This is a genomic window from Alteriqipengyuania triglochinis (genome assembly GCF_054655655.1).
In genome coordinates, this window is sequence record NZ_BAAHNC010000001.1 from 1,169,430 (window position 1) to 1,184,025 (window position 14,596).

Here is a 14,596-nt window from a genome sequence, read left to right on the forward strand (position 1 = left end):
GAAAAAATTTACCGACAGTCACGATTGTTTAATTCTTCCGCAGCGGTTACGCTCTCCGCGGATTTGGCAAAAGCCTTACCGATTTTGGGAGAGTATCGAATGGCATCGCCTTTTACGCCGAGTCGGCGGGGCTTCCTTGGCGCAGCAATGGCGGGAGGCCTCATCGCAGCGACGGGCCCGCTTTCCGCTGCTGACATCTTTCCGGTGGTCGAGACCACCAACGGGCGTCTTCGCGGGATGATGGCCGGTGGCATCGCGAAGTTTCTCGGCGTGCGCTACGGCGCGCCCACCTCCGGTGCGAACCGCTTCATGCCGCCGCAGCCGGTCGAGAAATGGGCGGGCGTGCGCAGCGCGCTGCATTATTCGGACACTGCGCCGCAGGTGCCGGGCGACCGGCGTCACGACTATGCCGACCTGATCATGTTCGACAACCAGCCGGCAGGCCCGGGGGAGGACAACCTCGCTCTCAACCTGTGGTCCCCCACCCTCTCGGCCACCGCGAAGAAGCCCGTCATCGTCGTGCTTCACGGGGGCGGTTTCTACGGCGGCTCGGGCAATGCGATCGGCATGGACGGCGAGGCGATGGCGCGCTTTTCGGACAGCGTGGTGATCTCGGTCACCCATCGTCTGGGCGCACTGGGCTTCCTCCATCTCGCCGAAGCCGGAGGCGATCGCTTCGCCTCGTCCGGCACGGTCGGCATGCAGGATATCGTCGCCGCGCTGGAATGGGTGCGCGACAATGTCGAAGCCTTCGGCGGCGATCCCTCGCGCGTGCTCGTCTACGGCCAGTCGGGCGGCGGCGCGAAGACCAGTACGCTGATGGCCATGCCGAGCGGCAAGGGCCTGTTCCACCGCGCCGGCGTGATGAGCGGGTCCGCCCTGCGAATGATGCCGGAAGAAATAGCCAATGCGAACGCCGCGCGGCTGCTCAAAGCGCTGGACATCGCGCCGGGCGATACCGACGCGCTGCAGGCCGTGCCGTGGACGACGCTGCTGGAGACGCAGGCGAAGCTGGAAGCCGCCGCGCGTGCCAAGGGCGAGGCGCCCACATCCTTCGCGCCCGTGGTCGACGGCAAGGTTCTGCCGCGCCATCCCTTCGCCCCCGATGCGCCCGAGGTCAGCCGCGATGTGCCGCTGATCGTATCCACCGCCCTCGACGAGCGATCCTACCGGATGGGCAATTTCGCCATGACCGAAGCCCAGTTGCTCGACTTCGCGCGCGAGCGTGCCGGCGACCGGGCCAAGGAGGTGGTGGACCTTTATCGCGACGAGAGCCCGGAGGAAAAACCCTTCCTGCTCGCCGCCCGGATGGACAGCGATATCTGGTTCAGGAAGGGCGCGTTCGCGCAGGCCGAACTCAAGGCGAAGCAGGGCGGCGCCCCGGTCTGGTCCTACCTGTGGACCTGGCCCAGCCCCGCCTATGGCGGACGCTACGGCGCAGTGCACGGCATCGATGTCGCCCCCAGCCTCCACAGCGTGCGTGGCGCGCTCAATGGACCGAGCGCCGACAGCCTCGCCATGGCGGATCGCATCGCGGGCAGCTGGGCGGCCTTCGCGGCCAGCGGCGATCCGAACAACACGTACCTGCCCGACTGGCCCGCCTACGACAGCGAGAGGCGCGCAACGATGATCCTCTCGCAGGACCCGCATGTCGAGAACGACCCGCGTGCGCAATTCCGGGATATCTGGGCGCAGATCGGCGCATCGCGCGGCTCCGCCGACTGACCGAAGCGGACGATCGGGTGGGCTCCGGCGTATCTCCGCCGGGCACGCACCGGTCGTCCGCACCCCATTCCACACGACGAAAATCAACAGGGCAAAAGCCCCGCACCGCAGCCACGCGGATGCAAACCGGGAGAGTTTTTATGCGTACTATCCGCTGGATAGCCTTGTCGGGAGTCAGCCTCTCGATGCTGGCCCACCCCCTTCACGCACAGGACATTCCGTCCTCGCAGACCGAGGATGAGGTCGGGCTGGAAGACAGCGAGACCGTTGCCGCGAGCGAGCCGATCGTCGTCACCGGATCGCGCATCGTGCGGCGCGACTATACGGCCGAAAGCCCGATCACGACGGTCGACGAAGAGTTCATCCAGAACGCCGGTCCGGCCACGATCGAACAATCGCTCAACGCCTTGCCGCAGTTTCAGGCAACGCAGGGCTCCCAGACCAATGCGGTTGCAGGCGGCGGCGGCGGCCGGGCCAACGCCAATCTTCGCGGTTTGGGCGCGGAACGGACGCTGATCCTCTTCGACGGCCGCAGGCTCCAGCCTTCCGATACGTCGGGCGCGATCGACCTCAACACGGTTCCCTCCGCGCTCGTCTCTTCGGTCGAAGTGATTACCGGCGGCGCGTCCGCCGTGTACGGATCGGACGCGATCGCAGGCGTGGTGAACTTCAAGTTCAACAACCGCTTTCGCGGCCTCGAATTACAGGGCGACGTCGGGCTTTCCGAGCTGGGCGACGCGGCAACCTATAGCGCATCGGCCACCTATGGCGGCAGCTTCGCCGACGACCGGGCGCGGGTGTTCCTCTCCGCTTCCTATCTCGAACGTGGCACGGCCTCGCAGAATGCACGGCCGTTCTTCGACAATGTGGACGGCACCTCTTCGCCGACCAGCGGCCTCATCATCCAGTCGGGCAGCAACCCCTTCGGCTTCGGGCGTCCCGCCAATGTCGCGGCCTTCCGCAACCTGTTCGCCAATACCTACGGCACCGAAATTCCCGGCGTATCGAGCAGCTATCTGGTCAATTCGGACGGGACCGTCATCGGGCGTAACGATGGGCTGAACCTGCGCGACACCGATAGCACAGGCTATCTGGTCGCGGACGGCGTGGTTCGGCAGCGCTCGCTCTACGATTCCACGGTGCAGCTGCCGATCGAGCGCTACACCGGCTTCGCGCGCGGCGAGTTCGACATCACCGATACCATCACCGCCTACGCGCAGTTCAACTACGCGACCTACACGGCACGGCAGAAATCGGCGTCCGGCGTGCTGCAGTCGGTGGTCGAGCCGATCCAGATCCCGGTATCCAACCCCTTCATCACGCCCGACCTGCGCACGCTTCTGAACGCAAGGCCCGTCCCCAACGCGCCGTTGTCCTACTACTTCACCGGCACGCGCATCGGCCGGCTGGAGATCGAGGAGGACTACGATGTCTATCAGGCGCTCGTCGGGATCGAGGGTTCGATCGGCCCGTCGCTCAGCTTCGACCTCTACGCGACCCGCGGGAAGACGACGAACGATTCGACCACCTTCAACCAGATCAGCCGGTCGCGTTTCAACGCAGTCGTCTCCGCACCCGATGGCGGGGCGAGTCTATGCGCGGGCGGCTATGATCCGTTCGGCTTCGCGCCGACATCGCAGGAATGTTCCGACTACCTGACGCTCGACACCGTGGATCGCGCGGTCTTCGACCAGACGGTCGTGCAGGGTAACCTGACAGGCACGCTTTTCGACCTGCCCGCCGGCCCGCTCGGCTTCGCGGTCGGCGCCGAATATCGCCGCAACGAATACCAGGCGACGATCGACCCGCTCAAGAGCCCGCAGCCGACCGGCACCCCGGGCGTGACAACCGCGCCCGAGGTACTGGGCACATCGGGCGCGCTGTCTTCCGGTGGGGATGTGTCGGTCGCTGAGATCTACGGCGAGCTTCTGATTCCCGTGTTCACCGGGTTCGAGGTCGATCTCGCCTATCGCTACTCCGATTACGACACCATCGGCGGCGTCAGCACCTACAAGGCGGGGGCGAACTGGAGCCCGCTGATGGGCCTCACGCTTCGTGGCGGCTATTCGCGCGCGATCCGTGCGCCCAGCCTCGGCAACCTGTATTCGCCGCGCGAGGGTGCGATCGGCGTCATCGGACGCGCGGCCGGCGGCGGTGGCGACCCGTGCGACGTGACCGGCGCAGCGCGCAACGGGGAGGTCGAAGGCGTCGATCCGGCGCAGGTGCGCGCGCTGTGCATCGCGCAGGGAGTCCCGGTATCGCTGGTGGACGGCTATACCTATTCGGGCAGCGCGAATGCGGCCTTCCGCATCGGCAACCCCGATCTGCAGGAAGAGACGGCGGACAGCTACACGATCGGGGCGGTCATCCAGCCGGACTTCATGTTCGATCTGCTGTCCAGCTTCTCGGCGTCGATCGACTACTTCAATATCAGCGTCGACGACGCGATCGGCTACCTGACGAGCCCGATCGCCCTGAACCAGTGCTACAACTTCACCGGACAGAACCCCGATTACGATCCGCAGAACATCAATTGCCAGCTGATCGAACGCGACGCGTCCGGCCTGCTGGCAGAGATCGAAGAGCCGCTGTTCAACCTGGCCAGCTACCAGACCTCGGGCATAGACTTCCAGCTGGACGCAGCGGTCGATATCGGCGGCGTCGGGCGGATGTTCCTGAACAGCGCGGTGACCTATGTTATCGACTACAAGATCCAGTCGACCTCCAGCGATCCGGTCCTCGACTATTCGGGTACCGTGGGCAATGCCCAGATCGACGGTTTCTCGTCGACGCACCCCGCGTGGAAGCACGTGACCACTTTGGGCCTCGCGGGCGATACCGGCTCGCTGTCCTTCCGCTGGCGCTACATCGGGCAGCAGGACAATTCGGCCATCGTCACCAACCCCGACAGCGAGGCGGAAGGCGTCCCAGCCGTCAGCTATTTCGACCTGATCGGGCGCCTGAACGTGCAGGACCGGTTCGAACTGCGCGCCGGGATCAACAACCTGTTCGACCAGCAGCCGCCCGAGTTCGGCGGCAGCTCGGTCACGCCGACATCGACCTACGACGTGATCGGGCGTCGGTTCTTCGTCGGCGCGACAGCGCGCTTCTGATCCGGGCGAATAGCCTCATGCGGGAACTTGTTCGGCGCTTTCATCGGCCTTAGGACCTGAAACCGAAATGACCGATAAAGCGCCGACACCCGCTCCCGGACCGAGCATCAGCGACACGGGGCGCCCGAAGAAGGTGCGCCGGACCCAGGCGGAACGCAGCTCGTCCTCCCGCAGGCGTGCGATCAACGCGGCGATTTTCAATCTTGCGGAGGAAGGCTATGCGGCGACGACGGTGATGCGCGTGGCCCAGCGTGCGGGGATCAGCCGGGGCGGCATCCTCCACCACTTTGCCGGCAAGGCAGAGCTGATGGAAGCGGTCGGCTATCGTGCCGTCGAGACGCTGCAGGCCAAGCGCAAGGAAGCCCTGCGCGACATCACGCCGGGCGTGGAGCGCTTCCACGCACTGACCAGGGCATCGTGGGAAACGATCCGCGAGCCGGAATCGATCGCCCTGCTGGAAATCCTGATCGGGTCGCGCGGCGATCCGCTGCTCGCGGAGATCATGCCGCGCTTCCTGCAGCAGCTGGACCAGATTCAGCTAGCCAAGACCAAGAATGTGGCCAAAGCGGCGGGGATCGAGAACGAAGCCCTGCTCAAGACGATGAACAAGCTCCACACGGCGGCGATGCGGGGCTTGCTGCTGGAATCGATCTATGATGACGGATCGACGGAAACGATCGCGGAATCGGTCAAGCTGCTCGAATGGTACAAGGAGCAGCTGACCGAGCGGCTGATCGCCGAAAACGACGCGTCCTGACGCCGCGCCCGGTTAGCCCGGCATTGCTTCGAAGCGCATCAACTCGATGATCGGGTCCACCCTCGCCAGCCCGTCGAGATCATTGCAGAGCGCGATCAGCTGCCGCGACTTCGCCTTGCCGAGGACCGGCTCCACCAGCTCGCGCGCCTTGGTTTCGACATCGCTCTTGCCCATGGGGTGCGTCGGAAAACCGGGCACGTAGGCGATGTAGCGCGACTTCGTGCTGCCATCTTTCATGGTGAGCGTGACGCGCGCGCTTTCGGTCCGGTCTTCACCCTCTCCCGTCTCCTGCGCCTCGTCGGCCACAACCTCGACCTTGCTCGCAAAGGCCTTCGCGGCCTGGTCATTGGTCATCCGGTCGAGCGACTGCGCATCGACGAAATCGAGCCGGCCATCGAGCATGATGATCGCGGCAAGATAGGGAATGTTGAGCGCGGGCATATTTGCCCTGCGGAAGGTCTCTGCCGCCCCCGGCATCTCCACCCTGATGGAGACAATGTCCTTCGCGTCGACCTCACGCTGGAGCTCTAGCAGCGCGCGCACCGCGGGCTGGGTCGGGCCACCGACCGGATAGCGCTTCATCGCCGCGTGCGAGAGTTCGAACTCCTCCCCCAAGCCGTCGATCAGGCGCGCGGGGTCCGATCCATCGCCGGTCAGCGCGGGCCAGCGGAACCAGCCCTTATCGGTATCGAAGCTTTCGGGGACGCCGGTGAAGCCAAGGTCGGCCATGATCGCCGCCTGCATCCCGTTGCGTGCACCCAGGCCGGCAAAGACGAAGGCCTTTTCGACGTGGCGCACGTCGAGCATCCACTGCCACGAGCCGGAGGCCTGCTGCGCACAATAGGCCAGCATATGGTCGCATTGCTCCCGATCGAGGCCGAGCAGCGCGGCGCTGGCGGCGGCGGTGCCGAAGACCGGGCCGACCCCGTGATTGGCGAGGCCGGCGTACCACAGGTTGCGCGTGCCGATTGCCTTGGGGATGCGTCCGGCCAGTTCGTATCCGGCGACGACCGCATTGACGAGATCGTGCCCGCTGCGCCCGTTCGCGCGCGCCAGCTCCATCGCGGCGCTGACGATGGAGGGGCCGGGCTGGACATAGGCGGAGGGGATGAAGTCGTTGATCTCGGCCGCGTGCGCGGTCATCGCATTGGCGAAGACGGCATCGATCGCGCTCGCCGTTGCGCGCGAACCGAACACCGGGCTGCCCCCACCCCCGCTTATCGTGCTGGCATATTTCCTGCCGAGCTGCGCCGCTTCGAGCGGATGGCATGCCACGATCGAGGCGAGCGTATCGAGGATATGGAGCCGCGCGCGTTCGCGGATCGCGGGCGGCACGGGCGCGGTGCGCGCCCCCGCCATATAGTCGGTCAGTGCGGGCACGACCGCGACGAAGCCGGGATCGCCGGGCGCAGGAGCTTCGGCAGCTGCATCGGACTGCATCACGCCGCCTCCCGCAGCGCTCAGCCGGCTGCCCGCAAGCAGCGCCATGATGCCCGCGCCCGCCATCGCGCCGCGCCTCGACAAAGCCAGCCGATCATCCATCACTCTCTCCCCTTATGTTCTCCGCGCAAGCCTACACGGGACCACGTAAAAAACAAACGCGCCTGTTTGTAAGTTGCCATCCCCGGGCATGGGGTCCATTCTGGGAGGAGATAGAGAGCGCCCCGGACACGACCGGGAGTGCGACGAACATCGGGAGAGACCTATGAAATGCCGCTTCATCGGCACCGTGCTTGGCGTGACACTGTGCGCGCTCTGCACCCCTGCCAGCGCTCAGCACGCCGAAGCACCCACCAGTGCGGCAGTCGAGAGGGCGGATGGCCTCTATTCGGACACCGACAAGTGGCTGTGCCTTCCAGGGCGCGAGGACACCTGCGATCAGGACCTCACGACCACGGTCGTCGCCGCCGATGGCACGATGACGATCGAGCCGTTCGAACCGCCCGCCGATGCCGCGGTCGACTGCTTCTATATCTACCCCACGATCTCGCTCGACCAGGGTGCCAATGCCGACTGGAACGAGGGGCCGGAGGAAGGCCGGGTCGTCCAGCAGCAGCTCGCCCGCTTTGCCGACGTGTGCCGGGTGTATGCACCCAAGTACCGCCAGATCACCATGATGGGCGCGTCGGGCAAGCTTCCCCGCGCCGAGATCATCGCAGCGTTCCGCACGGCTTACGGCGATGTCGCGGATGCGTGGAACTATTACCTCGAGAACTACAATCAGGGGCGCGGCGTCATCCTGATCGGTCATTCGCAGGGCTCGCGCATGATGACGCAGCTGATCAAGACCGAGATCGACGGCAAGCCTGCGCAGGGCCGGATCGTCGCGGCCTATCTCAACGGCACCAGCGTGCTCGTGCCCGAGGGCGAGGTGGTCGGCGGCGATTTCCAGTCGATGCCGCTATGCACCAGCGCCAAGGAAGCCGGCTGCGTCGTCGCCTATCGCAGCTTCCGCGACACGATCGGCCCGGTGAACGATTACGCCGCAACCTCGCGTCCCGGCATGGCGATCGCCTGCGTCAATCCGGCAGCGCCGGGTGGAGGCGAGGCGCCCCTGCACTCCTATCTGACGACCGACGCGCTGATGGAAGGCCCAGTGCCCGAGTGGACGACCGACGGCAGGGAGGTCCAAACGCCTTTCGCCTCGGTCCCCGGCCTGCTGACGGGCGAATGCGTGTCGAACGACAAGGGGCAGTATCTCACGATGAGGATCAAGGCCGACCCCGACGATCCGCGCACCGACGATATTACCGGCGACATCTATACCGACGGGCAGATCAACCCGGACATGGGCCTGCACCTGATCGACATCAATCTGGTGATGGGCAACCTGCTCGACCTCGCCCGTTCGCAGAGCGCCGCCTGGCTGGCGCGCGCGGAGGATTGAGGCGCGCGTCCGGAACCGGCGAATGGACTGATCATCGTCGCCAGCCTCCCGGCTGGCGCCTGGTCACCCCGCCTAGAAGCCGACCACCCACGCCGCATCGGCCGGAGTCTCGGCATTGACGACGGCGTCCCATGCGCGCTGCACGGCATCGGCGCCGCTCTCGTTGCGGATCGTCAGCCAGTCGCGCGAGTCGCGCGCGGCGTTCTTCCAGAAGCTGTGGGAGCGTTGCTCGAAGACGCCCGGACCCCACTCCCGCGTGCGCTTCTGGATATGGCCGGGTGCGAAGAACATCTCGCTGCGATCGCGGATGAAGCCGGGCGGCATGGTGTTCGCGTCGTAATGGGTGACGCCGACGTTGGAGGTGTATTTCATGGCGTCGCCGAGATGCTCGTGCAGGCGCCCGAGCACCTGGCCATTGCCTGACATGTCGATGATGAGCGCGGGGACGCTCGCGTCGATCGTCTCGATCCCGTCATAGGTCAGCACATCGCCATAGAGACCCAGATTTTCGACCGATGCCGCGTTGCGCGGCGAGGTGACACCGATCGTCTTGGGTGCCGCCGGATCGCCCGCGATCGCATAGGCGCACCCAATCGCGGTCTTGGACGAAGCGCTCAGCACGATCACCTGGTCCGCACCGTACCAGCCACGATCCTGCATGAAGTCGTAGATGCAGAACGACGTCGCATAGAGCGGGAAGAGCACCATCCGCGCATCGTCGAGACTCCCGTCGTAGTCCCCTTCTGCAGTGACGCGGGCGTAGGCGTTATAGACGGGCGGCAGGCCCGCACGATGCTCCGCCCCGTCGAAGAAGCGGGTTTCGCTGACCTTCGCGGGCTTCATGACGAGGTGGCTCGCCATCGGGAAAAAGCCATACAGACGCTCGCCGACGGGAATGTCGGGATGGGACGATTCGACGATGTCGGCGAAGCCCCAGACGGGAATGATGCCCTCGCCCTCCGCCTCGCCTGCGGCAGGAAAGAACTTCCAGTAGCCGATCCGATCCCCCATCACGCCATAGGTGACATTGTTGGCCGTCAGGGCGAAACGGTCGATCCTGGCGAGCACCTCGCCATCGTCCAGCGGCGGCAAGGTCTGCGTTTCGATGCGTCCATTGCGAAGCTCGTCCTTGCGGACGACGAATTGGGTAAGGCTCGTCATTCGCGGGATCATTGCCTTGGCGAGCAGGCACAGACAAGCGCGCTCGCCAAGGCCGCCGCCGGGAACGACCTGACCGGCTATGGCATTCCCGTCTACCGCCGATAGAGGTTAGGCTCATTGGCCCGAGAGACAGGAGACCATGGCGCGCATGACGCGCAGCCCGATCTGACGCGATGAACGACACGACCTTCAAGTTCGCCAGCTACAATATTCACAAGGCGGTCGGCACCGACCGGCGGCGCGATCCGCTGCGTATCCTCAATGTGCTGAGCGAGGTCGATGCAGATATCGTGGTGTTGCAGGAGGCGGACCGGCGCTTCGGCCTGCGCGAGCGCACTCTGCCCGACTTCCTCGTCGAACAGCATACCGACTATGTGCCCGTGCCCTTCGACGTGCAGCACGATTCGATGGGCTGGCACGGCAATACGATCATGGTCCGGCGCGATATCGCCATCCTCGATCACGATGTGCTCCACATTCCTTTTCTGGAGCCGCGCGGCGTCGTCACCGCGACCGTGCGACTGCCCGCAGGGCCCGAACTGTCGGTTTTCGGCATGCATCTGGATCTGTCGGGCCTGTGGCGCATGCGGCAGGCGCGCGCGATCGCCAGCCTCGCCCGGGCGGCGCAGGCGCAGCGGCCTACCCTGCTGGCGGGCGATCTGAACGAGTGGCGCCCCAATGGCGGCTGTCTGAAAGAGTTTTCACGCCATTTCACGCTGCTCGATTGCGGCCGCAGCTTCCACAGCCAACGGCCGATCGGGAAGCTCGACCGGATCATGCACGGCCCGCCGCTGAAGGCTGTGGAATACGGCGTGCACCATAGCGCGCTCGCCTCGCGCGCGTCCGATCACCTGCCGGTCTGGGCGGTCCTGCGCGTACCGGCGTAAGGCGCGCGCCCTCGCCGCCCCCCGCTACTTAGCGCCCATCATCAGTCGGCATTGAAACCCACTCTCGGCACCGCGGCCCAGCTGGAGTCCTTTCTGATGAACCGACGAATACCCAGAATGCGGTACCAGAGGTTCATCTGCCGGTACCCGAAATTCTCCAGCAGCGCGGCCGAGCCGAGCCGCATCAGGTCCTTTGCTGAAGGCGTACGGCGCAATTGCTGTTCTTCGAGGGCGAGCGTGCCCACGGTCAGCCCGCTGCCGAACACGATCGACACGAAGAAGAATGCGATGGCCATCACCGGATCCAGCAGCCCCATCAACGCCGCCGCCGGCAGGACGAGATAGCCCAGAAGCTCGGCAGGCGGGCCGAGGATATCTTCCAGCACGATATGCGGCATGGCCAGCAGTCCGATCCGCCCGTAGCGCGGGTTGCAGATCATCCGTCGATGGCGCAGCAGCGTCTCCATCGATCCCTGCTGCCAGCGCGCGCGCTGGTTATCGAGACCCTTCATGGCCGACGGCGCTTCCGTCCAGCAGACGATGTCGGGGATGAAGGCGAGGCTGTAGGGGCGCTTCTGCTCGCGCAGATGGCGATGCAAGCGCACGACCAGTTCGAGATCCTCGCCCACGGTATCGTGCCGGTAGCCGCCGATCTCGACAAGGGTGGAGCGGCGGAAGAGTCCGAATGCGCCGGAGATAAGCATCAGGGTGTTGGTCTGCGCATTGGCGACCCGGGCGGTCAGGAAAGCCCTCATGTACTCGACAACCTGAAAGCGCGGGACGATACCCTTCGCGAGACCCATCTCCTGCAGGGCTCCTCCCTTGACCGTGCACCCGTTGACGATGCGGATCGCCCCGCCGACTCCCACGAGACGACCATCATCATGCATGAAAGGCTCGGCCGCACGCAGCAGTCCATCGGGCTCGATGATCGAGTCTGCGTCGATGATGCAGACCAGCGGGGTCCGCGCAAAGCCCAGTCCGGCATTCGCCGCGTCGGCCTTGCGCCCGTTTTCCTTGTCGACCACGAACAGGTTCGGATAGCGCCGCGAAATGTAGGTCTGCCGGATTTCGGTCTTTTGCAGCTTCGCGATCTGCTGGCGCTTGCAGGGTTCCAAGTCGAAGGCGCGCGCCATCTGCCCCAGCGTATCGTCCTTCGACCCGTCATTGACCACGATCACCTCATGGTCGGGATATTCGAGCGAGAGCAGCGCCTTGACGCTTTCGACGATCGACAGCTCTTCGTTGTATGCGGGCGCGATCACCGAAATGGGAAGCGCCAGGTCGCCATAGCGTTGCCACAGCTCGCGCGCACTCTCGCTTGGCTCGATCCGCGTGGCAAAGACCCACGCTGCGATCAGCAACTGGGCGAGGCCGATCATGTTGCGCAGGAACACCACGATGAAGCAGAAGAATGCCAGCGCGATGATGATGCTCGCAGCGATGTCCTGAAGTTCGGCCCAGGTCACGCCACGTTCCTCGGTTCGGCGGAGAGATCAGCCACGGCGCCCGCGCCGAGACGGAGCGTTTCCAGAGCCTGTTCGGCCCGTAACCTAACCCACAGTTCGGGGTCGTCGCGAAGATCGTTCAGTGCACCCCGCGCATCCTTCAGGCCCAGCGCGGCGCAGGTATTGACCGCCTGGACGCGCACATTGGCAGCCGGATCGCGCAGCGCCCCCAGGATCCATTCCTTCCCGCCGGGATGGCCCAGCTTCGCCGACGCCCGCAACGCGGCAGCGCGAATTTCCGGATGATCGTGCCGCGCGGCTTTCTCCACCACGTCGATCACCGCCATGTCGCCGCTCCACCCGAGCGAGTCGATCAGCTGCGCCCGCCACACCGGGGTCAGATCGTCCTCCAGCAACAGCGCGAGCTGCTCGCGATAGTCGGGCGCGCTGGCACGCAGCAGCGCGACATCCAGCCTGCTGGGTGCACGCGCCGTCATGCGCAGGATGCGCATGGTCTCGCGCGGGGGCGGAAGTGCGTGCGCCGCCGCCAGCGCGAAAGCCGCCTCGACCCGGACGCGCGAACTGCGATCGCGGGCCATGAGCTCGCGCAGCCGCGCAATGCACAGCTCGCTGCCGAAGCGCTGCAGCAGGCGGATCGCGCTCACCCGGCGGGCGCGGCGCCAGCTGTGGGACCGGCGCACGGTTGTCGCCAGCAGCCCGTCGAGCTCGGCGATCTGCATCAGCCGGTCGCGCTCGCCCCCCCGAAGGAGCCCCTGGATCTGGCTGACTGCCGCCAGCCGCCGCTCGTCGGTCCAGCCCGTTTCGTCATCGTCCGGACGCTGACCCGCCACCCGGCGTAGGTAGCCGCGGGTGATCCGGGCATCGACGCGCTTGTGTTCGGCGGCCTTCCGCTCGGCAAGATGCCGGCGCACCACCAGCAGAAGGAAAAACAGCGTGATCCCGCCGGCCAGAGCGACGGACCCGAAGATGACGAGGTTGTAGATGCCGAACGGCAAGGTCATGGCGCACCGAAGCGCAGGCCCAGCACGAGCGTGCCCGAGAGCCGCCGGTAGCTGTTCTCGCGATCCTCATACGCGCCGACCGTGGTTAGCGTGAAGCGGTCGGCCAGCGGCACGATCAGGCCCAGCGCCCCGCTGCGCAGCTGGCGCACGCCGTCGGCCTCCACATCGGGATAGCTGGCGAGAACCGCGAAACCGCCCAGAGTGCTCTCGGGCCGATAATCGAACTGAAGCGAACCGCCGAGGCGGAAATCCTCACCGCCACCGACAAGGTTGATCGTGCGGGCGGTGACCGAGGTCGTATCGTCGAAGGCGTAGCGCAGGCCCGGCTGGGCGGCGAAGACGTTCCGGTCGCGATATTCGGCATAGCGCACGTCGACCAGCGCCGTGGCCTTGTCGCTCAGCGCGATTTCGCCGCCGGTACCGATGCTCCAGCTTTCGCGAAAATCGGCGTTGGGGACGACGCTGCCAGAGATATAGACCGAATTCCTCCCCAGCCGATGATCGACCCGGGTGGAGATGCGCACGTCGGTCGCCGCGCGCTCTTCGCGTTCGACTGCCAGGCTGGCGCCCGTATTGCGCGACAGCGCGAGGCCCACGGACGCGGTTTGCGAAGACCAGCTTTCGCCGTCCCGGTTGTCGAAGTCGATATCGGAGACCCCGGCGCCGATCGCGAGGGCGGTAACCCGGACGCTATCGCGCGCTGAATCCTCGGCAATGCGCGCCTGCAGCGAATCGAGCTCGGGGTAGTCCGGGGCGCGGACGGCGACTGCGTCGGCCTGCCTCTGCGCTGCGGCCCGCTCGCCGCGCCACAGCAGGATATTGGCGCGCGCCAGCTGGATATCGAGATCGTTCGGCGCCAGTGCGAGGGCGCGGTCGATCTGCTTCTGCGCCTGCGCCAGATTCCCTTGCGCCGCGCTGACCGAGGCAAGACGGCGGAGCAGATCGGGGTTGTCGGGATTGGCCGCGAGGAGCTGCTCCAGCCCGCGGCGGGCCTCTTCGTAGCGCCCCGCAATGCGCGCCTGCTCGATCCGCTCGAGCTGTTGCTCCCGCGTCTCGCCGCCGGCCTGCGCCAAGGCAGGCGAATGCAACGCGAGCGACGCGAGGCATCCAAGAGCGAGCAAACGGTTCACGCGGCGGCGCCAAGCAGCTTTTCGATGCGGACCAGCAGTTCCTGAGGAATGAAGGGCTTCGTGAGATAATCGGCCGCGCCCGATTTGATGGCCGCGACGACGTCTGCCTCGCCCTTGCGGGCGGTGAGCATCACGATCGGAATATGACTGGTTTCGGGATCGGCCTTGACGGCCCTGAGCACTTCGGGGCCCGGCACGATGGGCATCATGGAATCGAGCACGACAAGGTCCGGCTTGTCGGCGGCAATCTGCTTCAGCGCAGCCTCGCCATCATGGGCCACGCTCGTGACATGACCCGCGCCCTCCAGACGAAATTTGACCAGTTCGACGAGGATCGGATCATCGTCAGCAATGAGGATGTTAGCCATCAGGCTCTCCAAGGTGGAATCCCGCAAACCTTGCCTTAGGTTTGCTTAATATCTGTTAAATCTCGGCAATTCAAACAAAAGCCCGGTCCCGCTGCCCC

General features: G+C 65.6%; 11 protein-coding genes. 5 read left to right on the plus strand and 6 right to left on the minus strand.

The genetic code is table 11. The features are described from left to right. Window positions 1-147 precede the first annotated feature (147 nt). From ACYQ0L_RS05590 to ACYQ0L_RS05600, 3 genes are all read left to right on the plus strand, one after another. Window positions 148-1,725, plus strand: coding sequence for a carboxylesterase/lipase family protein (locus ACYQ0L_RS05590; protein WP_459787975.1), 1,578 nt, complete (start codon window positions 148-150; stop codon window positions 1,723-1,725). Window positions 1,726-1,865: 140 nt separating this feature from the next. Next, window positions 1,866-4,838, plus strand: a complete 2,973-nt coding sequence (locus ACYQ0L_RS05595) for a TonB-dependent receptor domain-containing protein (RefSeq protein ID WP_459787976.1) — start codon at window positions 1,866-1,868, stop codon at window positions 4,836-4,838. Between the two features lie 67 nt (window positions 4,839-4,905). Beyond that, complete coding sequence (locus ACYQ0L_RS05600; RefSeq protein ID WP_459787977.1) at window positions 4,906-5,595, plus strand: TetR/AcrR family transcriptional regulator; 690 nt, start codon at window positions 4,906-4,908, stop codon at window positions 5,593-5,595. 12 nt (window positions 5,596-5,607) lie between these two features. Here the strand turns inward: ACYQ0L_RS05600 and ACYQ0L_RS05605 are convergent, their stop codons facing one another. After that, on the minus strand, window positions 5,608-7,137 hold the full coding sequence (locus ACYQ0L_RS05605) for an MmgE/PrpD family protein (protein WP_459787978.1): 1,530 nt from the start codon (window positions 7,135-7,137) through the stop codon (window positions 5,608-5,610). Window positions 7,138-7,300: 163 nt separating this feature from the next. Between ACYQ0L_RS05605 and ACYQ0L_RS05610 the strand changes: the two genes are divergently transcribed. After that, window positions 7,301-8,482, plus strand: coding sequence for a DUF3089 domain-containing protein (locus ACYQ0L_RS05610; protein WP_459787979.1), 1,182 nt, complete (start codon window positions 7,301-7,303; stop codon window positions 8,480-8,482). A gap of 72 nt (window positions 8,483-8,554) precedes the next feature. Here the strand turns inward: ACYQ0L_RS05610 and ACYQ0L_RS05615 are convergent, their stop codons facing one another. After that, complete coding sequence (locus ACYQ0L_RS05615; RefSeq protein ID WP_459787980.1) at window positions 8,555-9,643, minus strand: DUF2855 family protein; 1,089 nt, start codon at window positions 9,641-9,643, stop codon at window positions 8,555-8,557. A gap of 173 nt (window positions 9,644-9,816) precedes the next feature. Here ACYQ0L_RS05615 and ACYQ0L_RS05620 point away from each other — a divergent pair, with 173 nt between their 5' ends. After that, a complete protein-coding gene (locus ACYQ0L_RS05620) occupies window positions 9,817-10,530 on the plus strand; it encodes an endonuclease/exonuclease/phosphatase family protein (RefSeq protein ID WP_459787981.1) in 714 nt (237 codons plus the stop codon). Window positions 10,531-10,571: 41 nt separating this feature from the next. On the opposite strand, the gene ACYQ0L_RS05625 is transcribed toward ACYQ0L_RS05620, so the two are convergent. From ACYQ0L_RS05625 to ACYQ0L_RS05640, 4 genes are read right to left on the minus strand one after another with little or no spacing between them, the layout of a single operon-like run. Beyond that, window positions 10,572-11,999: a glycosyltransferase family 2 protein gene (locus ACYQ0L_RS05625; RefSeq protein WP_459787982.1), complete on the minus strand. Its 1,428-nt coding sequence runs from the start codon at window positions 11,997-11,999 to the stop codon at window positions 10,572-10,574. Next, window positions 11,996-13,000 carry a HEAT repeat domain-containing protein gene (locus ACYQ0L_RS05630; RefSeq protein ID WP_459787983.1) on the minus strand — a complete coding sequence of 335 codons (1,005 nt, stop codon included), beginning with the start codon at window positions 12,998-13,000 and terminating at the stop codon, window positions 11,996-11,998. Before ACYQ0L_RS05630 ends, ACYQ0L_RS05625 begins: the two co-directional genes overlap by 4 nt. Further along, on the minus strand, window positions 12,997-14,073 hold the full coding sequence (locus tag ACYQ0L_RS05635; protein ID WP_459787985.1) for a tetratricopeptide repeat protein: 1,077 nt from the start codon (window positions 14,071-14,073) through the stop codon (window positions 12,997-12,999). Before ACYQ0L_RS05635 ends, ACYQ0L_RS05630 begins: the two co-directional genes overlap by 4 nt. Before the next feature lie 53 nt (window positions 14,074-14,126). Beyond that, window positions 14,127-14,498, minus strand: coding sequence for a response regulator transcription factor (locus ACYQ0L_RS05640; RefSeq protein ID WP_459787986.1), 372 nt, complete (start codon window positions 14,496-14,498; stop codon window positions 14,127-14,129). Window positions 14,499-14,596: the final 98 nt, after the last annotated feature.